This is a genomic window from Brevibacterium sp. CSND-B09, assembly GCF_052906525.1.
Genome location: NZ_JBREGI010000001.1, coordinates 1,558,892 through 1,583,557, shown reverse-complemented (window position 1 = coordinate 1,583,557; position 24,666 = coordinate 1,558,892). Strand labels below are relative to the sequence as shown.

Sequence of the window (24,666 nt, the reverse complement as noted above, 5' to 3'; positions counted from 1 at the left end):
GCCTAGGCATCCCCCTGGTGTGAAGAGCATCACGATCGCCGAGGATGGGGTGGACCGATCGGGCAGCGCCGAATGCTCGCCCTGAGATCGGATGCTCGAACGCACCGCAGAGACCAATGGAGGCTCCTATGACCGATACGCTCGATGTCCGCCCCGATACCCGCGAACTCATCGCGAACGGCGTCCAGGAACGGCCCGAAGAAGGCGTCCGCCGAGTGAATCGGCAGATCTTCACCGATGAGGAGATCTTCGAGCTCGAGATGAAGCACATCTTCGAAGGCAACTGGGTCTACCTGGCCCACGAGTCCCAGATCCCCGAGATCGGCGACTACTTCACGACCTATATCGGTCGCCAACCGATCGTCATCACCCGCGACAAGCAGGGCGGACTCAACTGCCTCATCAACGCCTGCGCCCATCGTGGAGCGATGCTCTGCCGCCGCAAGACCGACAACCGCACCACCCTGACCTGCCCCTTCCACGGATGGACCTTCCGCAACTCCGGTGAGCTGCTCAAGGTCAAAGACGGCCGCAACGGCGGATACCCCGAGCAGTTCAACAAGGAAGGTTCGCACGACCTCACCCGAGTCGTCCGGTTCGAAAACTACCGGGGTTTCCTCTTCGGCTCGCTCAACCCCGATGTCCTTCCGCTCGAGGAGCACCTCGGCGACACCCGGGTGATCATCGACTCCGTCGTCGACCAGTCACCGGACGGTCTCGAGGTCCTCAAAGGTGCGACGACCTACACCTACGAGGGCAATTGGAAGCTGCAGACGGAGAACGGCGCCGACGGCTACCACGTGACCTCCGTGCACTGGAACTATGCGGCAACCACAGCCCGCCGGAAGTCCGGAGAATCGGAGAACGAGACCAAGGCCATGGACGCGGGCGGCTGGGGCAAGGTCGCCGGCGGCTTCTACTCCTTCCCCTACGGGCACCTGCTGCTGTGGCAGGAATGGACGAACCCCGAAGACCGTTCGCTGTGGTCGGAACGGGAACGTCTGGTCACGGAATACGGGGAGACGATGGCGAACTTCATGACGAACATCTCCCGCAACCTCTGCCTCTACCCGAACGTCTACCTGATGGACCAGTTCAGCTCGCAGATCCGCCATATCCGGCCGATCTCCGCCGACCTCACCGAGGTCACGACGTTCTGCATCGCGCCGAAGGGCGAATCCGCCGAGGCGAGGGCGAATCGGATCCGCCAGTACGAAGACTTCTTCAACGCCACCGGCATGGCCACCCCGGATGATCTCGAGGAGTTCCGGTCCGCGCACAAGACCTACCGTGCCTCGGCAGCTCCGTGGAACGACATGTCCCGTGGTCAGGAGCACCAGATCGACGGGCCCGACGAACAGGCGAAGGGCTTGGGCATCAATCCGATCGCCTCGGGCGCGAAGACCGAAGACGAAGGTCTCTACCCCGTCCAGCACGAATACTGGCAGTCCGTGATGGTCGACGCCCTGGAACGGGAGGAAGCGGCGGCAGAGCCCTCCGCGCGGAGCTGATCCGCAGACACGCGGAGCTGACCCGCGCATTCGCAGAACCGTCCCGCGCAAACCCGGAATTCAACCGCGCACGCGCGGCACAGACCCCGAAAGGACCGACCCGATCATGACTTTGACCGCACAGGAGACCTCTTCCGCACTCGTCGTCGATGTGGAGACCGCCGAGGTGATCCGCCAGTTCCTCTACCGCGAAGCTCGCCTGCTCGACGAATGGCAGTTCGAGGAATGGCTGGAGTGCTACCACCCGGAAGCCTCCTTCTGGATGCCCGCCTGGGACGTAGACGACACCCTGACCAGCGACCCGCAGAACGAGATCTCACTCATCTGGTACCCGGACCGCAGCGGCCTGGAAGACCGCGTCTTCCGGATCCGAACCGACCGTTCGGCGGCGACCTCGCTGCCCGAGCCCCGCACGGAGCACAACCTCGGCGGAATCGAATTCCTGTCCCGGGACGGCGACAGGGTCGAGGTCCGATTCAGCTGGACCACTCACTATTACCGCTACCAGAGCACGCTGACCTATTACGGCCACAGTCTCTACAGCCTCGATCTGTCGGGCCAGACCCCGGTGATCCGCGACAAGAAGGTCATCCTCAAGAACGACACGGTGCATCAGATCATCGACATCTACATGATCTGACCATCGGCGATCAGATCGATGGCCCACCTGCCCGAGGACGCGCAGCCCCACCTGCCCGAGGACGCGCAGAAGAGACTTAGGAGAAGACAATGAGCAATGACGTAGCGATCAGCTTCGAAGACGGCGTCACCAAGATCATCAAGGTCAACCAGTTCGAAACGGTGATGGAGGCCGCGTTCAAGGCGCGGATCAACCTGCCCTCGGACTGCCGTGACGGAGCGTGCGGAACCTGCAAATCGTTCTGCACTTCCGGAGAGTTCGATCCCGGCGACTTCATCGACGATGCGATGACCGAGGACGAGCTCGACGCCGGTTATGTGCTGACCTGCCAGGCCACCCCCGAGACGGACATGACGATCGACGTCCCCACGACCTCGGACGTGGCGAAGACCTCGGCCTCGGACTTCGACACCGAGATCGTCGACCTTGAGTTCCATGCGGACTCGACGGTGAGCTTCACGCTGGCAGTGGAGAACCGGGACGATCTCGCCTACCTGCCCGGCCAGTACATGAACCTCCAGGTTCCCGGCACCGACCAGGCCCGGTCGTACTCCTTCAGCTCCGGTCCGAAAATCGAGAACACCTCATTCATGGTCCGCAACACCCCGGGCGGGGCGATGTCGACCTTCCTCACCGAACGTGCAGCCGTCGGCGACAAGCTGACGATGACCGGACCGTTCGGGACCTTCTTCCTCCGTCCCCCGAAGCGGCGGATGCTGATGCTGGCGGGCGGGACCGGCCTGGCCCCGATCCTGTCCATCCTGGAGAAGCTCGCCGACGACGGCACGGATCAGCCCATCCACCTCATCTACGGTGTCACCAATGACTCCGATCTCGTCGGACTCGACCGCCTCGATGAGTACGTCGAGAGACTGGGCACTTTAAGCTACAGCTTCTGTGTGTCCTCGCCGGAGAGCACTGCGGAGAAGAAAGGGTACGTCACCCAATTCATCGAGGACGAGCATCTCGACGGCGGAGACGTCGACATCTACCTCTGCGGCCCGCCGCCGATGGTCGATGCAGTGTCGAGCTGGTTGGGCGACGAGGACATCACGCCGGCGAACTTCTACTACGAGCGGTTCGCGCCCAAAGGGTCGACCGATGACGACGAATCCGGTGCCCCGGTCAGCAAAGAGACGATCGAGGAGTCAGGCGATGCGATCAGCGCCGGTGATGCGGTGTCGTCGATGCAGACCGGACGGCTCTCCTTTACCCGCCAGGACTCGATGGCCCACCTCGAGGCACGCACCGGCCTGGAACTCGCGGTGACCGAGCTGCTCATGGGGCGGCTGACAGACAAGCAGCTCGAACAGTTCCGACGCTTGGCGGAGAACGTCTCGACGGCGCTCAAGGGCGAAGAGATCATCGACGCGGAGGAGTTCGGCAAACTCAACGAAGAATTCCACGAGTACCTCTTCATCCTCTCCGACAATCCAGCCTTCCTAGAGAGCTTCCGTCGGCTGGAGGTGCAGAGCCAGATCGTCGAGGCGCTGAAGAACGGCGGTTGGATCGCCCCCGAGGTCGACGCCGAGCACTACGACCTCGTTGCGGCGTTCGAGAACAACGACATCGATGCGGCGCGTCGAGTTCTGCGTTCGCACAGCGAGCACACTCGCGCGACGATGTGCATGGTGGTGCCGCATGCCTCCTGAGTCGGCCGAGACGCCTGAATCGCAGACGGCGCAGAAGCGGGTCGAGGACCAGGGGCTGCTCACCGGCAAGCTCGTGCTCATCACCGGGGCCGCCCAGGGCATCGGCCGGGAGACGGCGCTGCTCGCTGCCGCCCAGGGAGCCGACCTCATCCTCGCCGACCGATCCGATCTCGTGTCCGAGACGGAAGCGGAAGCGAAGGAGATCGCGGCTGCACGGGGACGTCGGCTCGCCTCGGCGACGGTGCTGGGTGATCTCGAGGCCTGGACAGGTGCGGAACACGTGGTGGCTGCAGGAACCGAGGCGCTGCGGCTGCCGGACGTCTGCATCAACGCCGTCGGCGGCACAATCTGGGCCAAGCCGTACGAGTACTACGAACCGGAGAATATCGAAGCGGAGATCCGCCGCTCCCTGTTCCCGACGCTGTGGATGTGCCGTGCCGTCCTGCCGGGGATGAAAGCTCGTGGCGAAGGTACCATAGTCAACGTGTCATCGATCGCCACCCGCGGAGTCAATCGCGTCCCGTATTCGGCTGCGAAAGGCGGGGTCAATGCGCTCACCGCATCACTGGCCATGGAGGCCGCCGAGGCGGGAGTGCGTGTGGTCGCAACGGCACCGGGAGGCACCGAAGCCCCCGAACGGCGGATCCCGCGCGGCCCGGGCGCCGAAACCGAAGAAGAGCGAGGATGGTTCCGACAGGTCGTCGAACAGACGACGGAATCGAGCCTGTTCGGCCGTTACGGCACCTTGAGAGAGCAGGCGTGGCCGATCGTCTTCCTCGCCTCCGATGCGGCCTCGTACATCAACGGCTCGGTGCTGCCGGTCGGCGGAGGTGATCAGGGATAGACGGAGCAGGGTCAGCTGCGCTTCCACTGCTGCCCGGTCCGACACGAGCCCTCCACTCCGTCCTCGACCTGTGGAAGTCGCTGGCCGACACAGGTGGGAGGATCGTCGTCCTGGAAGGGGCGTCCGGTACTGGCAAGTCCGGTATCGTCCGTGCGCTGCAGGACGCGACCGGGCATAGCTGCGAAGTCCTCGTCGGCACGCACTGGAGCCGAGGGGTCCCGTTCGCCCTGCTCGGACAACTGAGAGACGCATCCGAGATTCTGCAGGAGGGCAGCGAATGCCCCGCCACCATGCAGCTGCAGGTGGCCGGCGCCCTCATCGAACTGTTGAGGGGCGACAAGACCGCACCGACGACCGGTCCGAGCTCAGATGGGCGTCTCATCGTCCTCGACGACATCGGCTTCGCCGATCCCGAAAGTCTGCAGGTGTTCAGTCAGATCGGGCGGCGAATGCGCGACACCCGCACCCTGCTGCTCATCTGCCTCGATCCGGAATCGACAGACTCGCTGGACCCCGACTTCCTGAGGATGGCGAGGGATTCCCATGCTGCCCGGATCGAGATCTGCGACTTCGGCACCGACGATGCCATCGAACTGGCCGCCGGTCGCGGATTCCACGACATCGGAGATCACGGAGCCGCCGCCCTGGTCACCCAGAGCGGCGGCCGACTGCGTGCCGCCGAAGAGATCCTGGCTCTGCTGCCTCCGGGCCGATGGCCCGCTGACCCCGGTCAGCTGCCGCTGCCGCCGGCAGTCACCCAGGAGGTCCTGGGCCGGATCGAGAGCACCGGTTCCTCCGAAGTCGAGGACGTTGCCTCCGCATTGGCCATTCTGCGCCGACCGCAGGATCTCAAACGGGTGATGGACGTCGCCGGAATCGATGACGTCGAAGGGACCATCGACCTCGGCGTGGCTCGAGGCGTCTTTCGAGAACACGACTCGGCGGGTCGGACCACCCTGCGTCTGTGCCACCCTGCTGCGGCCAAGGTGATCCTCGAGACTATGGCGCCGTCGACACGGCGATTTCTCCGCCGCCGAGCTGCCGAGACCGCCCCATCGGAAGAGGAGAAGCTCTTTCACCTCTCCGCTGCTTCATTGGGCCTCGACCCCGAGCTGGCCATGCGTCTCATCACCATTGCCGTCGATGCTGAGCGGGAGGGACGCTGGGAGGATGCCGCGCAGCTGCATTTCGGGGCCGCACGAGTCCTCCCTGCCTCTGCCGACCGCGACCATGAACTCCTGGCCGGCATCGATGCGCTCGCCAGCGCAGGAAGAGTGGCGGAAGTCCTGCCGTGGGTCGAAATCGGAAAGAGCATCGCCCCGTCGGTGCTGCGCGATACCGTGCTGGCCAATATCGCCACTCATCGGGGGCAGGCCGCCCTGGCAGACGATCTGCTCGCTCGTGCCGAGAACGCCGGCGCCGGCGGTGACGAACTCAATGCCCAGATCGCTCTGCGCCGGACCTTGGACTCCCTCGTGCGCTGGGACGGTCCGAAGATCTGCGCATGGACGAGCCGCGCGATCGAACTGAGTGATCCGAGCGAACCCGCCTATGTCGAATCCCGAGTCGTCCGCGGACTCGGCTTCGCCGCGCAGGGACTCCTCGCCGAAGCCGATGCGGAGCTGAGGACCATGGCAGCCCAACGACTCCGCGGGGCACAGGAGCAGCGACTGCGTCTGTGCGAGGGGTGGGTGGCGATGCTCGCCGGTGACCATCGAAAAGCCGTCCGCGACTTCGAAGCCGCAGCGCCAACTCATCGGGAGCGCGGTTCGCTGCGGATCTCACTGTGGGCCTACGGGTGGCTGGCGCGAGTCCAGTACCTCCTCGGTGAATGGGACGACGCGCTGCAGACGGCGGAGGCGGGTCTGCGCATCTGCGATGACGCAAACATTCCGCTGCTCGCTCAGCTGCTGCAGTGGACCGCTGCCGAGATCAGGCTCTGGCGGGGTCGCCCCGTCGATGAGGTGATGAGCCGAAGCGGACACGGCGCCATCCTCAGCGACTATCTGGCGATGCAGGTGCCGGCTCGTCTGGCCCGTTCGGTCGCCGCGGATCTCCGGGGTGACCATGATGGTCGAGCCGCGGCCTTGCGGCCCCTGCTCGACGTCGATCGGGGGACGGAGTCGCGCAGTTCCTTCTGGCCGTGGGGCTGGGAGATCGTCGATGCGCTCATCGCCGTGGGAATGAGCGAGCAGGCCACCGAGATCGCCGGCAGCTTCCACGTCCACGCTGCGACATCTGGAGCCTATATGCGTGGATGCGCCGAGGCGGCGAAAGCCAGGGTCGCTCAGGACGCCGGTGACCTCGCCGAGGCGGAGCACGGATTCGACCGCGCGCTGACGATCCTCATGGACGGCCAGAACGACACGACCGTGGCGAAGGTGCTGTTCAGCCGCGGCCAGATGTTGAGACGGGCCAACCGCCGTCGGGATGCTGTCGAGAGTCTGGTCCGGGCACGGGAATTCTATGAAGGAGTGGGTGCCGAGGCTCAGCTGCGACGCTGTGATCGGGAGCTGCGTGCGACCGGGATGGCGTGGCGAGGCAATCCTGACGCGGAGGGGAGTCCTGCTGGACCGGAGAACATCGACTCCATCATCCTCACCCCGCAGGAGATGTCCGTGGCCGACCTCGTCGTCCAGGGGATGACGAATGCCGAGGTCTCACGTCGACTCTTCATCGCGGAGAAGACGGTGCAGTACCACCTCACGCACATCTACGAGAAATTCGGGATCAGGTCACGCACAGAATTGGCGGCGGTCCACCTCGGTGACGGAATCCCCGAGGTGTGAATCCCGCGGGTGCGGGACGGTGCGGATACCCGAGGGCCCCGTCCCTGTGGTGGCATTACTGCCCTCAGGACGAAACGAGCGCCTCGGCCGCGACGATGAATTCGTCGTGGCCGAGGCGCTCAGTTCGGACCCGCACCTCATCCGGCGCAGGCCCTGCCCCTGCTGAGGATCAGCGCTGGGGATCGAGCACGAAGTTGTAGGTGACCATTTCGCCCTCGTCGTCCGGGTTGGGCTGCGGATCGAGCATCAGTTCGGGTTTGACGGCCGAAGCGATGTCATCGTCGTTGTGCGGATCGCCGGGGAAGTACAGCTGCGAGGTGATGAGCTGGTGGTCGGGCGCATGCACCTTGAAGTGCATGTGCGCCGGACGCCAGGCGTGCCAACCGGCCGCCTCGATGAGCTGACCGCAGGCGCCCTCGGTGGGGATCTGGTAGGGCGCGGGACGGATCGTGTGGATCTCGTATTCGCCGGCCTCGTTGGCCACGAAAGTTCCGCGGAGGTTCCACTCGGGCAGTCCGGGGGCGAACTGGGAGTAGAAGCCGAGGTTGTCGGCGTGCCAGAGTTCGAGCTTGGCTCCTGGCAGCGGCTCCCCGCTGACGGACGTGACCTGGCCCTTGAAGACGAACGGGGTGCCCGGCTCGTCGGGGCGCATCGGGATGGTGCCGTCCCATGGGAGTTCGGGGGAATCCGTGACGTAGTAGGGGCCTTCGATGGTGCCCTTCGAACCCTCACGGTCTTCGTTGGCGACCTCCTCGACGGAGTGCTCGAGCCAGACGTCGAGGAACAGCGGCCATTCGCCGTCCTCGCCGACCTTGATCAGCCACGCCTTGAAGGCGTTGTATTCCTCATAGCTGACCTGCTCTTCGATGACGAGGTCGTTGAGTGCCTTGACGGCCTTTCCCGCCAACAGGCTGACCCGCTCGTGGTCGACGACTCCGCCGGCGGCGGCGCGAGCCTGACGCTCACGGAACTGGGCGGAGGCATTGGCGCCGGAATCGGCGGCCTTGGCGTCGACTTCGGCGGTGAAGCTGTTCTCTGACATGTGTCTCTCCTTTGATACAGTGCCGGATCGGTTCCGGTCTCAGATATGGGACGGGTGAGTGGCCAGCGGGGTGACGGCGATCTTCATATGAGGGAAGAGCGGCAGCCCGCTGAGGATGGTGTGGAGTTCGTCGTGGTCGGCGACGTCGAAGACCGAGTAGTTCGCATACTCGCCGGCGACTCGCCAGATCTCCTTCCACCGTCCGTCGCGTTGGATCTCCTGCGAATAGTTCTTCTCACGAGCCAACAGCTCGGCGGTGTCGTCTGCCGACATGTCCTGGGGCAGAGTGACGTCCATTCTGACGAGGTAGAGCATGTTCTCTCCTTCGAGGTCGGGGATAAAGGGTGGTCGGGCGGGGGTCGGTTCGGGTTGTCAGTCGATGCGGTAGCGGGCGAGTTTGTCCTCGTCGATGATCGTGCCGACGCCGGGAACGGTCGGAGCATGGACCCGTCCGTCGCTGATCTCGATCGGCTCTGCGATGAGATCGTCAGCCATGTCGAGGAAGTTCGAGAGTTCGGCCGGCCATCGTGAGGAATGTTCGAAGGCGGCCCCGAAGGTCACTGTCGCAGTGCTGCCGAGCTGAGTGTCGATCTGATTGCCCATGAGGACGTCGAGGCCGAGTGCCTCGGCAAAGGACAGGATCTTCTGGGATTCGGTGAAACCAGTCCGTGCGGTCTTGATCGACAGTGCGCTGGCGCCGCCCGTGTGGATCTCCCGGGCCGCGGCGCCGAGATTCGGTGCCGATTCGTCGGCGACGATGGGGATGGGGGAGGCGGCGACGAGGCGGCGTCTTCCGAGGATCTCGTCGGCGTCGTCGGGCTCTTCGAAGAAGCGCAGGTCGAGTCCGGCCGTGGCCTCGAGCACCTGAGCGGCTTCGGTGGCGGTCCACCCGCGGTTGGCGTCGAGATAGAGCAGCGCATCGGGCCCGAGTTCGTCTCTGAGGGCGGCGACGAGGTCGACGTCGAGGGCTACCGGGCGCCTGCCGACCTTGATCTTGAACGACCGGACCCCGTACGTCTCGGTGAATCGCTGCGCTTCCTCGATGACCGCCTCGGTGGGGGCGAATCCGAGCATATGGGAGACCTCGAGCGAATCGGCGAACCCGCCGAGGAGGCGGTGCACAGGCGTGTTCAGCGCCTTGCCGATGAGGTCCCACAGGGCGATGTCGACTCCGCCCTTGGCTGTCTGATTGCCGATGGTGCGGTGCAGCCGGGAATGGATGAGGGAACGGTCGAGCGGGTCCCTGCCGATGAGCGCATCCGAGAACACTCCGTTGACGATGCCGACGACGGATTCCTTCGTCTCGCCGTAGGTGTAGGGACGCGGTGGGATGTCGGCACAGCCGACGAGGCCATCATCGGTTGAAATCCGCAGGAGCACGTGTTCGATGTGGTGGACCTCGCCGCTGGCGAACCTGAGCGGTTTGCGCATGGGAATGCGGTACGGGACGGCTTCGACGCCAGTGATCTTCACGCTGGCTGCTCCTTCTCCTCGGCGGTGGGATCGTCGATGTTCTCGCCGACGACTTCGGTGATGATCTCGATCATCCGGATGATGGTGCGGGTCTCTTCGTCTGAGCGCCAGACGACAGTCAGGTCCGTGCGGGGCGCCTCGTCGATGCTGCGGAAGCGGACTCCGGGGATGCCGAGCGCGGTGGCGGTGTGGGGGACGATCGCGGCGCCGAGGCCGGCGGCGACGAGCGACATCAGCGTCGAGGTCTCGGAGGCCCGCACGGAGTAGTCGGGGCGAGAACCGGCGCGGCCGAGGAATTCCGCAGTCATCTCCGACATCGTCGACTTCTCGGGGTATCCCACGAGGGCATGCTCGCCGAGTTCTGCCGCGGTGATCGATCCGGGAGCGTCAAGCAGAGAATCAGAGGGAACTGCGAGGATGGAGGATTCGCTGCCGATGACGCTGCTGCTCACTCCCTTCGCCTGAGTGCCTCCGCGCAGCAGAGCGATGTCGATGCTGCGGTCGAGCAGACGGTCGACGAGCCGGGGAGTGACCATCTCTCCGCTGACGTTGAGCTGCAGCTTCGGAGCCGCACTGGCCGTGCGCCTGACGACCTGCGGCATGATCCCGTAGGTCGTCGATCCGGTGAAGCCGAGACGCAGCGGTCCGGTGAGCCCCGCGCCGATGAGCTGGACTTCCTTGCCGAGGGCGTCGAGGTGCGCGAGCACGCGATCTGCCTCTTCGAGTAGATGGGCTCCGGCGTCGGTGAGCGACACCGAGCGAGTGGTGCGGTTGAGCAGAGTGGTCCCCAACTGCCTTTCCAGCTTGCGGATCTGCTGCGACAGATACGGCTGTGCGAGCTTGAGGCGTTCGGCAGCCCGCCCGAAGTGCCGTTCGCGCGCGACCATGGAGAAGTACTCCAATTGGCGGGTCTCGAGTTTCATCGGGCACCGACCAGCTCGGTCGCCTCCGCGGCACTGGCCATCCGGATTCCCCGGAAGCGTGCGGCATGGGCGAAGTCGTCGAGGTCGAGGCGCTCGCCTCGGTGGGCGGCGATGCGCAGAGCCAGGCGCAGGACCATCTTGATGTCGCGGGCGGTGATGTCGGGGAACTCCGTGACGAGTCGGTCGAGGAGATCGTCGCCGAGTTCCACCTCGTTGCCGGCGGCCATGATCTGCCAGATCTGGCGCGCATCCTCGGCGGACGGGGCTTGGTAGTCGATGACGGCGGCGCAACGGGCCAGGATCGCTTCGTCGACACCGTTCGTGCGGTTGGTGGTGAGGAACAGGAGCCCGTCGAAGTATTCGAGGGTGCGGAGGAACTCCGCGACGATGGCGTTCTGTGTGAGGTCGAAACCGCGTTCGAGGACGAAGACGTCGGCCTCGTCGAGCAGCAGCACGGCGTTCCAGCGCTTCGCGCGGTCGAAGATGATCTCGAGGTTCTTCCGCACGGCCTCGGGTGTGATGCCCAGGGACCCGGAGTGGATGGAGTACAGGGGTTTGCCGATGACCTCGGCATAGACTTCCGCGGTCAGGGTCTTGCCGACTCCCGGGCGGCCTTTGCCGAGGATGACGTTTCCGGCGGACTTGCCTTCGATGATGTCGCCGGTGAAGACCTCGATGTCGGTGGTCAGAATGGTCAGCAGCTCTCGCTGTTCCGGCGGCAGAACGAGTTTGTCCTGAAGGGTGGGGTCGTATTCGAAGGCGCGCAGGTCTCCGGTGTTGACGTCGAGATAGTCCTGCGCTGCGAGGTCGAAGACGCGCACCGCGGTGAGGACGGGGATCGGTCCGTACTCGCCGGCGTCGAAGAGCACTGAAGCGCTGACTCCGCGCAGACCGGCTATCTCGTCGGGAGCGACGTCGTTGACGACCTTGCGGCCGCTGCGGCGGTTGGCCGCACGGTGGTCATCGGTGCGGATGGCGCGTCCCGTGAACAGGTACTGGCTGCCGAATCCGTGGTCGATGATCTCCTTGAAATCCGCGCGGCGCCGTGAGTATTCGTCTTTGAGTTCAGGGGATTCGCGGAAGGCTCCGGTCGCGGTGAGCGCTTCTTCCGGGGTCTTGCCGACGATCTCGGTCTCTTCGAAATAGAGGATCCGGGGTGCCCGGGAGGGACGTTTGACCGTGGGGTTGTCGGCTTCGAGGGTGACCTTCACGCGCGGCCCGCGGGTCTTGTCACCGTGTTCGACGTCGATGCCCACGACGAGATACGGGTGGACATACCCGTCGGATTCGCGCACATAGAGCCAGCCGTCGATGCGGGCGGCACGGAGAAACTCACGGAACACCTCGGCGGCCGAGGCGATGTCGGGGATGATCGGGCACTCGCCGCTGCGGCTGGAGCGCACGGCGGCGACGGTGCGTTCGAAGGATTCTTCGCCGAGGATGTTCGCCCGCTGCGCGAGATCCTCCAGCGCCGCATCGGTGAGTTCGCGGTCCGGGATCCCGATGTCCTTCGACCGCCAGTTCTGCGCCCGGGTGCGAGTCGTCAGCAGGGCGTCTGACTCGGTGGCGGCTACGACGGCGGTGGGAGCGATGAACATCGTTGTTCCTCTTTCGGGATGCGGGCGATTCGTGATCGTGAGGGATAGATGGTCCGGGTTGAGGTATTGCCCATGACCTTATGCGGTTCCCATCTTGATTTAAAGGATCGAAAACGTCTCGATTGAGAAGTAGGTGTAATGAATCGAAATGGGGCGAGCGAACGGGTGGAGAAGTGGCGAGATGAGGGTGGGGGCGCGGACCAGTCGGCTGCAGACCACACGAGCCGGTCTTCCCCGTGGACACTGACCCGGTTCTGCGCGCAATGGTTTGGTAGCGTCTGTAGCAACAATGAGTCATGCCGAGACCGGAGTGATGAATTCGGGCCTGTGCGGATCGGCAATAGCACTGCGAAGGTGAAGTGATGAACGTGGAACGCGGCTTCAGGCGGCATCTTCGCTGGGTTGTCCCATTGCTGCTTATCCCGATCTCGGCATACGTGTTCGCATTGATTGCGGCGTCGGCGTTGCCCAGCGAAGACGGGCCAGGAATCGGCTGGCTGGTCATTGTCTCGGGCCTCGGCCTTGGAATTGCGCCGGTCGTGTTCATCATTCTGGCGATCATCGGTGCCCAGAAGACGTATCGACGTAGTCGGCTGTTCGAGAAGAAGATGCAGAAGCGTCATGCGGCCTGGACTCGCAAGATGGAACAGCAGATCGTTGCCGAAGGTGGTCCTCGTTGCGATTTTGAAGCGAGAACCATGGCCAGAGTGTATGCGACACATTGGTTTGAGGCTCTTGCTCGGGGAGACTCCCTGCCCAGCTCCGATGACTTCAACCTCAACCTCGAGCCCGGAGAGTCTCTTCTCGACCAGTGCCGGGCAAAATACGCACGCTTCTATGGACAGAACGTCACCTACAGCACGGGCGGGGTCTTCGCTATGGGCAGCCCGCTCTTCGTTGCCGGTGCGATGATCGGCTCGGCAGTGGGTAGAGCGAATGCTCGCGCTCAGGCGCAGCGCGTGGCAGCGGCGCAGTGGCGAGAAATCCAATACGTCGATGTTCTCGTCACTGATCGCAGGCTCATCATTCCGGTCGGCAGCCGCACGTTGTCGTTCTACTTCAATGTGGTGGCTGCCTTCTTCCCTGAGTTAGAAGCGATGACACTGACCCTGGACTTCGGAGACAGGACTGAGCCTCTTCAAATCTTCTCGCCGGGCATCGCCGCAACTTCGGTTCTCCTCGTTCGTCAGCTCAAAGGAGTTGAGGGGTTGCACACCCATCCGGCACTGAAACCGATCAGCGACCACGCGATCACTGCCTGAATCACCTGACTTCGCCGGGACCGTTCGAGCTCGTTGAGCCGACTTCAATCTCGTTGCGCCGGCCTTCGGCCTGACGGACGATGCGTGGATGTCCGAAATGTCGGACGGAACTTGATGCGGGCCACTTCCGCATTCTGCTCCAGTCGTCAGAATGGATGGTGTAGTCAGAGCCGACAGCGCAGGGGAGCCCACACCTCGGCGCGACGGCGAAGCGGCAGCCAAGCATCCGCCTCGTCGGACACAGCGACAAGGAGAATCCCATGACCACCAAGCCGTCGTTCACCCAGCACGACCCGTCCCGCGTCATCCGTGCCGACCGCGGAACCGAGATCACCGCGAAGTCCTGGCAGACCGAAGCACCCAAGCGCATGCTCATGAACAACCTCGACCCCGAGGTTGCCGAACGTCCCGAAGACCTCGTCGTCTACGGCGGCACCGGTCGCGCCGCCCGCTCCTGGGAAGCCTACGACGCGATCGTGCGCACCCTCGACGACCTCGAGGACGACGAGACCCTGCTCATCCAGTCGGGCAAGCCCGTTGGCGTCATGCGCACCCATGAATGGGCCCCGCGCGTGCTCATTGCGAACTCCAACCTCGTCGGCGACTGGGCTAACTGGGAGCACTTCCGCGAGCTCGAGGCCGAAGGCCTCATGATGTACGGCCAGATGACCGCCGGGTCCTGGATCTACATCGCCACCCAGGGCATCCTCCAGGGCACCTACGAGACCTTCGGCGCCATCGCCCGCAAGCGCTTCGACGGCACCCTCGCCGGAACCCTGACCATCACCGCCGGCTGCGGCGGAATGGGCGGAGCCCAGCCGCTGTCCGTGACGCTCAACGGCGGCGCCTGCCTCATCATCGACGTCGACAAGACCCGCCTCGATCGCCGCAAAGGCAAGCGCTACCTCGACGAGGTCGAAACCGACCTCGACACCGCACTGGCCAAGGTCATCGAAGCGAAGAAGAACAAGCAGGCCCTGTCCGTCGGACTCGTCGGCAACGCCGCGGAGATCCTCCCGCTCATCCTCGACCGCCCCGAGGCAGCCGAAGTCGACATCGTCACCGACCAGACCTCGGCCCACGACCCGCTGTCCTACCTGCCGGTGGGCGTGAGCGTCGACGACTGGCACGAAGAGGCCGAGCAGGATGCCGAGAAGTTCACCATCCGCGCCGAAGAATCCATGGCCAAGCACGTGAAGGCCATGGTCGAATTCCAGGACCGCGGCGCCGAGGTCTTCGACTACGGCAACTCGATCCGCGACGAAGCCCGCAAGGCCGGCTACGACCGCGCCTTCGAGTTCCCCGGCTTCGTCCCCGCCTACATCCGCCCCCTCTTCTGCGAAGGCCTCGGACCCTTCCGCTGGGTCGCGCTGTCCGGCGACCCGAAGGACATCGAGGTCACCGACCAGGCTCTCAAGGAGCTCTTTCCCGAGAATGAACACCTCCACACCTGGCTCGACGCCGCCAACGAATACGTCGAGTTCGAAGGCTTGCCGGCACGCATCTGCTGGCTCGGCTATAAGGAACGCCACCAGGCCGGTCTGCTGTTCAACCAGCTCGTCGCGGAAGGCAAGATCTCGGCCCCGATCGTCATCGGCCGTGACCACCTCGACTCCGGTTCCGTCGCCAGCCCCTACCGCGAAACCGAATCCATGCTCGACGGTACGGACGCCGTTGCCGACTGGCCGCTGCTCAACGCCCTGGTCAACACCTCCTCGGGTGCGACCTGGGTGTCGATCCACCACGGCGGCGGCGTCGGCATCGGCCGCTCCATCCACGCCGGACAGGTCTCCGTGGCCGACGGCACCGAGTTGGCCGCTCAGAAACTGGCACGCTTGCTCACGAACGACCCGGGCATGGGCGTCATCCGCCACGTCGACGCCGGTTACGATCGCGCCTCCGAGGTGGCCGAAGAGCGCGGTCAGCGCGTGCCGATGATCCCCGAGCTCGACAAGCGCGACGAGAAATCCGCCGCACAGTAAGCAGTCCGCGGCGTTGCGTCGACGGCGCGGTCGCTGAATAGCTCAGAAAAAGGTGAGTAGCCCGGTTTCAAACTTGGGCTACTCACCTTTTTCTGGGCCGCGGGGAGTTCCCGACCGAGCCGGCGGGCGGGTTCACCAGACCCCCATCACTCGGCCGTCCGAAATATCGGACAAATATCTGCGGGAGAGGTTCTGCCCCGCCACCGAGCGGTCCATACTGAGAGGGACTCATTCTCGATCGGAAAGGCCCGACTCGCCATGCAGCTCATCACCGGCATCAGCGAACTCGTCGTCAACGACCTCGACACCCTCGGCGAGCTGGGCATCATCACCGATGCCGCGCTGCTCATCGACGACGGTCGGATCATCTGGTCGGGACCGTCCGCTGAGGCGGACACGGCGATGTCGAGCCGCCTCGGTGAGAGCGTCGGAAAAGGCCTGAACGACGATGACATCGCAAACGGGGAAGTCACCTCGGCGAATGACCTCGGCGGACTCGAGACGATCGACCTCGGCGGCAAAGCCGTCATCCCCGGCTTCGTCGACAGCCACAACCACCTCATCTTCGCCGGCGACAGGTCCGAGGAATTCGCGGCCCGCATGGCCGGGCAGAAGTACTCGGCCGGGGGCATTGCCACCACCGTGGCCGCCACCCGCGCCGCCACGGAATCCGAACTCGAGGCCAACCTCGTCCACCTGCTCGAGCAGGCGAAGCGGCAGGGAACGACGACGTTCGAGATCAAGTCCGGTTACGGGCTGACCGTGCCCGACGAGATCCAGGCCCTCGACATCATCAACCGGCACACCGAGGAATCGACCCTCATCGCCGCGCACGTCGTCCCGCCGGAGTTCAAGGACGAGCCGGAACGCTACGTCGACCTCGTCATCGACGAGATCATCCCGGCGGCCGAAGGCAAAGCGAAGTGGATCGACGTGTTCTGCGAAACCGGTGCCTTCACCGAGGTCCAGACCCGGCGGATCATCGAAGCCGGCAAGACCGTCGGAATGAAACCGCGGCTGCACGCCAATCAGCTCACCGAGGGCGGGGCGCTCAAGCTCGGCGCGGAACTCGGCTGCGTGTCGGTCGACCATGCGACCTTCGCTTCCGATGAGGACCTCGCCGTCCTCGCCGAGGCGGGCACCGTCGTCACCCTGTTGCCGAGCATCGAATTCTCCACCCGCCAGCCCTACCCCGACGCCCGCCGCTACGCCGACGCGGGAGTATCGCTGGCGATCGCCAGCGACTGCAATCCCGGGTCAGGGTTCTCCAACAGCATGCCATTCGTCATCGCCATCGGCGTCCGGGACATGCACTTCACCGTCGAACAGGCGGTGTGGGCAGCTACAGCGGGCGGGGCCAACGCCCTGCAACGCACCGATGTCGGCCACCTCGGAGTGGGGGCCCGCGCCGACCTGGCCATCCTCGACGCACCCAGCTACCGGCACCTGGCCTACCGGCCCGGTGTGCAGCTGGTCGAACGCGTCTATTCCGGCGGTGAGCTCATCGTCGACAACCGGCCCCGCGACTGAACCACCTACGCACGAGCACAGTGCGTCGACGGGGAGGAACCACCTCGGCGTCGACGTATGAGAACTTCACCCACGACTCAGACATCACACTGACGCACTCACAGAAAGGCACACGATGACCACATTCATCGATCTCGACCCCGATACGCTGACCTTCGCCGAGGTGGTCGACGTCGCCCGTCGCGGAGCGTTGGTCTCCCTGTCCGATGCCACCCTGGCCCGGGTGAACAAGTACCGCGAGGCCATCGACGCCCTCGCTCAGGCGGAGAAGCCCGTCTACGGAGTCTCGACCGGATTCGGTGCGCTCGCCCAGCGTCACATCCCCGCGGAACTGCGCACCCAGCTGCAGAAATCCCTCATCCGCTCCCACGCCGCCGGAGTCGGCGAACCCGTCGAACGCGAGGTCGTGCGCGCCCTCATGCTGCTGCGCGCCCGCACCCTGGCCACCGGTCGGGCCGGCGTCCGCGCCGAAGTCCTCCAGACCTACGTCGACCTGCTCAACGCCGGAATCACCCCGGTCGTCCACGAGTACGGATCACTCGGCTGCTCCGGTGACCTCGCACCACTGTCGGCATGCGCCCTCGTCGTCATGGGTGAAGGCGTGGCCGAGGGGCCCGACGGGGTGGCCGGGCCCGCCGATGAGATCCTCGCGAAGGCCGGAATCACCCCGGTCACCCTGGCCGAGAAGGAAGGCCTCGCGCTGGTCAACGGCACCGACGGCATGCTGGGCATGCTCATCATGGCCCTGACCGACTTGGAGAACCTGCTCACCGCCGTCGATGTGTCCGCGGCCATGAGCATCGAAGGACTCTTCGGCACCGACGCCGTCTTCGCCCCTGAACTCCACTACGCGCTGCGCCCGCACGATGGTCAGGCCGCCTCGGCTGCGAACATGCTCGCCTCGCTCGCCGACTCCGGCATCACTGCCAGCCACCGCGACTCCACCCACCTCGTCCAGGACGCGTACTCGATGCGCTGCGCCCCGCAGGTCAACGGCGCCGCCCGCGACGCCGTCGCCTTCGCCACCCAGGTGGCCGAACGCGAACTGCGGGCCGCCATCGACAACCCCGTCGTGCTCACCAATGGAATGGTGTCCTCGAACGGCAACTTCCACGGTGCACCGCTGGCCCATGCCTTGGACTTCCTGGCCATCGTCGCCGCCGACGTCGCCTCGATGTCCGAACGCCGCACCGACCGGATGATGGATGTCGCCCGCAACCAGAACCTCACCCCGTTCCTCGCCGATGACGCCGGCGTCGACTCCGGCCTGATGATCGCCCACTACACGCAGGCGGCCATGGTCTCCGAGGCCAAACGCGGCGCCACTCCGGTCTCGGTCGACTCGATCCCGTCCTCGGCCATGCAGGAAGACCACGTGTCCATGGGGTGGTCGGCCGCACGCAAGCTGCGCAAGGTCGTCGACAACCTCGCCTCCGTCGTCGGCATCGAACTCTATGCCGCCTCCCGAGCCTGCGATATGCGCGACGCCGCACCGGCACCGGTGACCGGAGCCGTGATCGCGGCGATCCGTGAGACGGTGCCGGGGCCCGGACCCGACCGGTTCCTCTCGCCCGAACTCGCCGAGACCATTGCGAAGGTCAAGGACGGCTCGCTCGTCGCCGCCGCCGAGTCGGTCGCACCGCTGACCCACACCGTCACCGCTGCTGCCGGAACCTGGCAACCGGAAGACGGCGGACCGGCCGTCAACGATCCCGAGTTCACTGCGCTGGGCAACCTCGAAGCCGCCGCCGAGGCTTCGGGCACCTCCGCAGCCACCACCCACCAGGACTGACGCCGGGCCGGGGTGGAACCTGCGTGTGGTCCGTCCCGCCCCGCGGCTCGTCCGCACCGGACCCGACCGTCGGGCCTCTGATGCCAGGGCCGGCTGACCACGGCTCCGACACATCACCGGACCCGACCGATTTCGAACGGAGTGAACTGACAATGAGCGATGTCGTCTCGCTGCTGAGCCAGATCGAGGACACCGGCCGCGACACCCGCGGGCCGGGCTACCAGCGGCCCGGATTCTCGGCCACCGAACGGGAGCTGCGTGAGTGGTTCCTCGCCGAGGCGGACCGCCGCGGCCTCGACACAGAGATCGACGCCAACGGAATCACGTGGGCATGGGCCACCCCGCAGGGTGCGAACGCCGTCGTCACCGGTTCCCACCTCGACTCCGTGCCCGGCGGCGGCGAGTTCGACGGCCCCCTCGGCGTCGCCTCGGCGCTGGCGGCATTCGACGTGCTCAAGACCTCCGGCGCACTCGACCAGTCCACCCGGCCTCTTGCGCTAGCCGTGTTCCCCGAAGAGGAAGGCTCACGCTTCGGTGTCGCCTGCCTCGGCTCGCGGCTGCTCACCGGCGCCATCGACGTTGACCGCGCGCTCGGCCTCAAAGACGCCGCCGGTGACACCTTCGCCGACGTCGCCCGTGGCTATGGCCTCGACCCGGATCGGATCGGGCGTGACCAGTCTCGGCTGGCCGGAATCGGTTCCTTCACCGAACTCCATGTCGAACAGGGCGTCGGTCTGATCAACACCGATCAGGCCGTCGCCATCGGCTCCTCGATCATCGGCCACGGGCGCTGGCACTTCGCCTTCTCCGGTCAGGGCAACCATGCCGGCACGACTCCGATGAGTCATCGCGCCGACCCGGTGGTCGCGGCCTCCCGTGTGATCGGGGATATCCCGACCCTAGCGGCCGCCACTGACGCGAGCGCCGTGGCGACCGTGGGCCGTACCCTCATCCATCCGGGCGGGACGAACGTCATCGCTTCGACCATGAGCTTCTGGCTCGACATCCGCCATCCTGACGATGCCGTCGTCAAACAGGTGCTCGAAGCGATCAGCCGACGTGCGAAGGACCACGGCGCCGATTCCGGTGTCGAGGTGACCATCTCGCAGGAGTCCTACTCGCCGACGACCCACTTCACCGCCGACCTCAACTCGCGCCTGACCTCGGTGCTGCCGGACGCTCCGCTGCTGCCCTCAGGCGCCGGACATGATGCCGGAATCCTCGCACCCCATGTGCCGGCGGCGATGCTCTACGTCCGCAACCCGACCGGTGTCTCCCACGCTCCCGAAGAGGCCTGCGAGGTCGACGACCAGAGGGCCGGAGTCGACGCGCTCGTCAAGGTGCTCGCCCGCGAACTCGGCATCGAACACGCCCTTGCCGACAGCAGTACCGGAGGCCCAACGGCAGGAGGTGCACGATGAGCACCCGTTACTGGTGCGAATCCGCCTGGGTTGACGGAGCCGTCGCCCACGGGGTGCTGCTGAGCGCCGATGACACCGCAACGCTCACCGCGGTCGAGACCGGAATCGACGCCGCCCCCTCCGACGCCGAGGCGGTGCACGGGTTTGTCCTGCCCGGTGGAGTCAACGCGCACTCGCATGCCTTCCACCGGATGCTGCGCGGTCGCACCCACGGCGACGGCGGCACCTTCTGGACCTGGCGGGAAGTCATGTACTCCGTCGCCGCGAAACTCGACCCCCAGTCCTACGAGACCGTGGCCCGCGCTGTCTTCGCAGAGATGCTCGCCGGCGGCTACACCTCGGTGGGGGAGTTCCACTACGTCCACCATGCTCAGGACGGAACACCCTACGGCGCCGATCGTCCCCGCGGGGACGCGGCGGATCCGGTCGCCGAGGCGGACGAACACACCGAACGTCCCCGCGGGGACGCGAGCGACGCGAACGACGATGACGAACGGCGCGCCCACGCGATGGAACGAGCGCTGGCACGAGCGGCCGCCTCGGCGGGGATCCGCATCCGACTGCTCGACACCTGCTACCTCACCGGCGCCATCGACTCCGAACTCTCGGCCGAACAGGCCCGTTTCGGCGACGGCACAATCGACGGATACATGGACCGGCACACCGGCCTGATCGACACGTTTTCCGACGAATTCCCCGTCAAGGCTCCAGGTGAGAGCTTCGTCCACGTGGGTGCGGCGATCCATTCGATCCGCGCGGTCCCAGCCGCAAACCTGCCTCGCTTCGCCGAAATGTCCGGCCCCGTGCACGTGCACCTGTCCGAGCAGCCGGCCGAGAACGACGCCTCGCAGGCGGCGTACGGAGCCAGCCCGACCGAGGTGCTCGCCCGCTCGGGCGTCGTCGACGACCGGCTCTCGGCCGTCCACGCCACTCACCTGAGCGAGGAGGACATCGCGATCCTCGGCGGATCCCGATCGACGATCGTCATGTGCCCCTGCACCGAGGCGGACCTCGCCGACGGCATCGGACCGGCCCGTGAACTCGCCGACGCCGGAGCGGTGATCTCCCTCGGCTCCGACCAACACGTCGTCCTCGACGCCCTGCGCGAGACCCAGGGGCTCGAGGCGGGGGAGCGGCTGCGGTCGGGTCAGCGCGGACGGTTCTCCCCGGCCGAACTCATCACGGCACTCACCGAAGGCGGGGCGCGCAGCCTCGACCTTCCCGTCGGCGCGCTCGAGGTCGGGAAGGCGTGCGACTTCGTGGCTCTGCGCACCGACAGCATGCGCACCATGGGCTCACTGGACGAGCAGATCATCCTCACGGCCACCTCGGCGGACGTGCATCTGACCGTCAGCGGCGGCCAAGTCCGCGTGCGCGACGGAGTGCACACCGAACTCGGCGAAATCGCCGAGCTCTACTCTCGGGCCTTCGCGGTCTTGGAGATGGAGGGCTGAGTCGTGGCTGAGGTTCCGGCACTGCGGCGGGCGATCGCGATCCTGCGGCATATGGCCTCGTCGAATCGGTCGATCACGGCCGGTGCTCTGGTCAGGTCGCTGGAGATTCCGCGGTCGAGCGCATATGACATCCTCGCCGTGCTCGAGGAGCTCGGGCTCGTGGCGCGCACCGAATCCGGGTATGTGCTCGGAGCCGGTGTGCACGAGCTCGGGGCGTCCTACCTGCGGACGAATCCCCTGCAGCGGTTGGCGCAGCCGATCGTCCGTCAGCTCGCCGAGGATACCGCCACGACCGCGCAGCTGGCCGTCATCCGCGGCTGGGAGACGGAGTACGTGCTCAAGGAGCAGTCGCTCAAATCCGTCGCGGTCATCACCGCCACCGGTGTGCGCATGCCGAGCTACCTCACGGCGACCGGCCGGGCGATCCTCGCCCAGCTGCCGAAGTCCGAGGTGCTGGCGATGCTGCAGTCCGAAACCGAGTTCGTCACGCGCACGGGCAAGGGCCCGACCTCGGTGAAGGCGCTCAACGCCGTGCTCGCCCAGGAACGACGGACCGGCAGCGCGATCGAACACGGCGAAGTCACGCCGGGAATCTCGACGCTCGCGGCACCGGTGTTCGATGTGCTGGGTCGCCCGATCGCAGCCATCGGCCTCTCCTTCGTCACCCAGACCCTGCCCGAGGACACCGGTCCTGTGGTCGACCGGGTCAAGGCTGCCGCCGCCGAGGTGACCGCCAAGCTGAGGTGAGGGTGCTCAGTTCTGGTCACGTCACCTGCTTGGGCTGCCTGAACTGCCGGTCCTCACCGACCGCTCACGTTGCCGTCACTGTACTGAGTTATGTGGTGAGTGGTGGACGGTAACGTGAGCGGTTGGTGTGATCGGATCGAGCGTCAGAGTCCGAGCACGCGTCGTTCGCGTGCGACCTCCTCGACGATCTGGTGATCGCTGCGCAGCTCCTTGATCAGGGCGATGCCCAGGACGACCACGATGATGGTGAACGGCACCGCCGAGAGCATCGCCGCCTGCTGCAGGGCCTGCAGTCCGCCCACGAGGAGCAGGACCACCGCGCAGCCGCCGGTGAGGAACCCCCAGGTCGCGATCACCGGACGCCGGGGCGCGAAGGATCCCTGTGAGGACAGCGAGCTGAGGACGAAGGTGTTCGAGTCGGCCGAGGAGATGAAGAACAGGGTGACCATGACGATCGTGAAGACCGAAGCGAGCATGGACAGCGGCAGCTGGTCGAGGAGGCTGAAGAAGGCGGTGTCGAGGTTGTTCTGAGTGGCCTCACCGATCCCGGCCCCATCGATGTCGAATTTGATCGCCGAACCGCCCATGACGGTGAACCAGATGAAGAACACGGCGCTGGGCACGAGCAGGACGCCGGCGACGAACTCCCGGATGGTGCGGCCCTTCGAGATCTTGGCCAGGAAGATGCCGACGAAGGCGCTCCAGGACAGCCACCACGCCATCATGAAATAGGTCCAGCCGAGCATCCATTCGCTGTCCTCGGCACTGGTCGGGGTCATAAAGCTGAGTTCGACGAAGTCTCCGGCGAAGGCGCCGATGGAGCGGACGAACAGGTTGGAGACGAAACCGCTGGGTCCGGTGATGAAGACGAAGAGCCCGAGCAGGGTCGCCATGGTCAGCGTGATCTGGGAGATGTACTTGATGCCGCGGCTCACTCCGGTCAGTGCCGAACCGGTGAAGAGGAGGGTGAGCACGGTGATGACGATGATCTGGCCGATGATGGTGGAGTCGATGCCGAGGACGGTGTTGAGGCCCTCGCCGATCTGCGAGGCACCGAGTCCCAGGGACGTCGTCGTGCCGAAGAGTGTGGCGATGATGGTGAGGATGTCGATGAAGCTGCCGACCCAGCCGTCGACGAAGCGGCCGAGGACGGGGCGCAGCATCGTGGACACGAGTGCTGGCCGGCCCTTTCGGTGGGTGGAATAGCCGATGGCCAGTCCGAAGACGCCGAAGATCGCCCAGGCTTGGAAGCCCCAGTCGAGGTAGGAGAACTGCATCGCGCGAATCGCCGCGTCCATGGTCTCCGGTTCCGCCAGTCCGTGGGGCGGGGTCATGAAGTGGGACATCGGCTCGGCTACCCCGTAGCTGACCAGGCCGATCCCCATCACGGCAGCGAGGATCATCGCCAGCCAGGTGATCGTGCGGTATTCGGGGCGGGAATCGGATGAGCCGAGGCGGAGGCGACCGAAGCGGCTGGCTGCGAACCACACGAGCATCGCGATCGCGGCGAAGGGAACGACGAGATAGATCCAGCCGAATCCGGTGGACACCGTCGTCATCGCCCGCGTCATGATGTCCGACAGGGCATCGGGGGCGATCGTTGCCCACACCATGAAGGCGATGACGGCGATGACCGAGCATATGAAGACTGTCCCGACCCGGTTGGAGCGTGGGGCCGCGACGGGTGCGGTCTGTGTGGTGCCCGGAGCAGCCTCGGACTCTGTCCCTGCCTCGGGTCCGGCTCCGGCGGCAGGGCCGGCCCCGGGGGCAGGGGGAGGGTCGTCCGACCCGCCCGAGGAGGTGGACGCCGTGGAGCGGTCGGAACCGCCTGCAGTGCTGCTGGCGGGTTCGGGGGAGGGTGAGTTCAGCATCGTCATCGTGGTCTCCGCGCTCGTGGCCGCCTCGGCGGCAGGCATGAGCGATCGTCGGGTCGGTCGGGATCGGCAGATTACACAACAGGCCCCGCGAACTGGGTCGTTCGTGGGGCCGTGCGACTGACGAGTCTA

General features: G+C 65.6%; 18 protein-coding genes. 12 read left to right on the top strand and 6 right to left on the bottom strand.

Annotation, left to right across the window (positions count from 1 at the left end):
- Positions 1-128 precede the first annotated feature (128 nt).
- From benA to ACU4IU_RS07185, 5 genes are all read left to right on the top strand, one after another.
- Positions 129-1,511 (top strand): benzoate 1,2-dioxygenase large subunit, encoded by a 1,383-nt coding sequence (gene benA / locus ACU4IU_RS07205; RefSeq protein WP_259358316.1) that lies wholly within the window; start codon positions 129-131, stop codon positions 1,509-1,511.
- Positions 1,512-1,617: 106 nt separating this feature from the next.
- The gene (benB, locus tag ACU4IU_RS07200; RefSeq protein ID WP_259358317.1) at positions 1,618-2,151 is read left to right on the top strand and encodes a benzoate 1,2-dioxygenase small subunit; all 534 of its coding nucleotides are present in this window, start codon (positions 1,618-1,620) and stop codon (positions 2,149-2,151) included.
- Positions 2,152-2,240: 89 nt separating this feature from the next.
- The gene (gene benC / locus ACU4IU_RS07195) at positions 2,241-3,803 is read left to right on the top strand and encodes a benzoate 1,2-dioxygenase electron transfer component BenC (RefSeq protein ID WP_446656298.1); all 1,563 of its coding nucleotides are present in this window, start codon (positions 2,241-2,243) and stop codon (positions 3,801-3,803) included.
- Positions 3,793-4,647, top strand: a complete 855-nt coding sequence (locus ACU4IU_RS07190; RefSeq protein ID WP_259358319.1) for a 1,6-dihydroxycyclohexa-2,4-diene-1-carboxylate dehydrogenase — start codon at positions 3,793-3,795, stop codon at positions 4,645-4,647. Before benC ends, ACU4IU_RS07190 begins: the two co-directional genes overlap by 11 nt.
- Positions 4,644-7,436, top strand: a complete 2,793-nt coding sequence (locus ACU4IU_RS07185; protein WP_446657584.1) for a LuxR C-terminal-related transcriptional regulator — start codon at positions 4,644-4,646, stop codon at positions 7,434-7,436. Before ACU4IU_RS07190 ends, ACU4IU_RS07185 begins: the two co-directional genes overlap by 4 nt.
- 169 nt (positions 7,437-7,605) lie before the next feature.
- Here the strand turns inward: ACU4IU_RS07185 and catA are convergent, their stop codons facing one another.
- Genes catA through ACU4IU_RS07160 form a run of 5 tightly spaced genes read right to left on the bottom strand, consistent with a single transcriptional unit; the run spans position 7,606 to position 12,472 of the window.
- Positions 7,606-8,478 (bottom strand): catechol 1,2-dioxygenase, encoded by an 873-nt coding sequence (gene catA, locus ACU4IU_RS07180; RefSeq protein WP_259358321.1) that lies wholly within the window; start codon positions 8,476-8,478, stop codon positions 7,606-7,608.
- Between the two features lie 39 nt (positions 8,479-8,517).
- Positions 8,518-8,793 carry a muconolactone Delta-isomerase gene (gene catC, locus ACU4IU_RS07175; protein WP_259358322.1) on the bottom strand — a complete coding sequence of 92 codons (276 nt, stop codon included), beginning with the start codon at positions 8,791-8,793 and terminating at the stop codon, positions 8,518-8,520.
- Positions 8,794-8,850: 57 nt separating this feature from the next.
- A complete protein-coding gene (locus ACU4IU_RS07170) occupies positions 8,851-9,951 on the bottom strand; it encodes a mandelate racemase/muconate lactonizing enzyme family protein (protein WP_446656297.1) in 1,101 nt (366 codons plus the stop codon).
- Positions 9,948-10,874 carry a LysR family transcriptional regulator gene (locus tag ACU4IU_RS07165; protein WP_446656296.1) on the bottom strand — a complete coding sequence of 309 codons (927 nt, stop codon included), beginning with the start codon at positions 10,872-10,874 and terminating at the stop codon, positions 9,948-9,950. The genes ACU4IU_RS07170 and ACU4IU_RS07165 overlap by 4 nt, the downstream gene beginning before the upstream one ends.
- A complete protein-coding gene (locus ACU4IU_RS07160) occupies positions 10,871-12,472 on the bottom strand; it encodes an AAA family ATPase (RefSeq protein ID WP_446656295.1) in 1,602 nt (533 codons plus the stop codon). The genes ACU4IU_RS07165 and ACU4IU_RS07160 overlap by 4 nt, the downstream gene beginning before the upstream one ends.
- Before the next feature lie 362 nt (positions 12,473-12,834).
- Here ACU4IU_RS07160 and ACU4IU_RS07155 point away from each other — a divergent pair, with 362 nt between their 5' ends.
- The 7 genes from ACU4IU_RS07155 (at position 12,835) to ACU4IU_RS07125 (ending at position 22,660) form a co-directional block, all read left to right on the top strand.
- A complete protein-coding gene (locus tag ACU4IU_RS07155; RefSeq protein ID WP_446656294.1) occupies positions 12,835-13,734 on the top strand; it encodes a hypothetical protein in 900 nt (299 codons plus the stop codon).
- Between the two features lie 260 nt (positions 13,735-13,994).
- Positions 13,995-15,716 carry a urocanate hydratase gene (gene hutU / locus ACU4IU_RS07150; protein WP_446656293.1) on the top strand — a complete coding sequence of 574 codons (1,722 nt, stop codon included), beginning with the start codon at positions 13,995-13,997 and terminating at the stop codon, positions 15,714-15,716.
- 258 nt (positions 15,717-15,974) lie between these two features.
- A complete protein-coding gene (gene hutI / locus ACU4IU_RS07145; RefSeq protein WP_446656292.1) occupies positions 15,975-17,246 on the top strand; it encodes an imidazolonepropionase in 1,272 nt (423 codons plus the stop codon).
- Between the two features lie 115 nt (positions 17,247-17,361).
- On the top strand, positions 17,362-19,038 hold the full coding sequence (hutH, locus tag ACU4IU_RS07140; protein WP_446656291.1) for a histidine ammonia-lyase: 1,677 nt from the start codon (positions 17,362-17,364) through the stop codon (positions 19,036-19,038).
- A gap of 152 nt (positions 19,039-19,190) precedes the next feature.
- Positions 19,191-20,459, top strand: coding sequence for an allantoate amidohydrolase (locus ACU4IU_RS07135; protein ID WP_446656290.1), 1,269 nt, complete (start codon positions 19,191-19,193; stop codon positions 20,457-20,459).
- Complete coding sequence (locus ACU4IU_RS07130; protein ID WP_446656289.1) at positions 20,456-21,913, top strand: amidohydrolase family protein; 1,458 nt, start codon at positions 20,456-20,458, stop codon at positions 21,911-21,913. Before ACU4IU_RS07135 ends, ACU4IU_RS07130 begins: the two co-directional genes overlap by 4 nt.
- Before the next feature lie 3 nt (positions 21,914-21,916).
- Positions 21,917-22,660 (top strand): IclR family transcriptional regulator, encoded by a 744-nt coding sequence (locus ACU4IU_RS07125; RefSeq protein ID WP_446656288.1) that lies wholly within the window; start codon positions 21,917-21,919, stop codon positions 22,658-22,660.
- Between the two features lie 143 nt (positions 22,661-22,803).
- Here the strand turns inward: ACU4IU_RS07125 and ACU4IU_RS07120 are convergent, their stop codons facing one another.
- Positions 22,804-24,576 (bottom strand): BCCT family transporter, encoded by a 1,773-nt coding sequence (locus tag ACU4IU_RS07120; RefSeq protein WP_446656287.1) that lies wholly within the window; start codon positions 24,574-24,576, stop codon positions 22,804-22,806.
- Positions 24,577-24,666 lie beyond the last annotated feature (90 nt).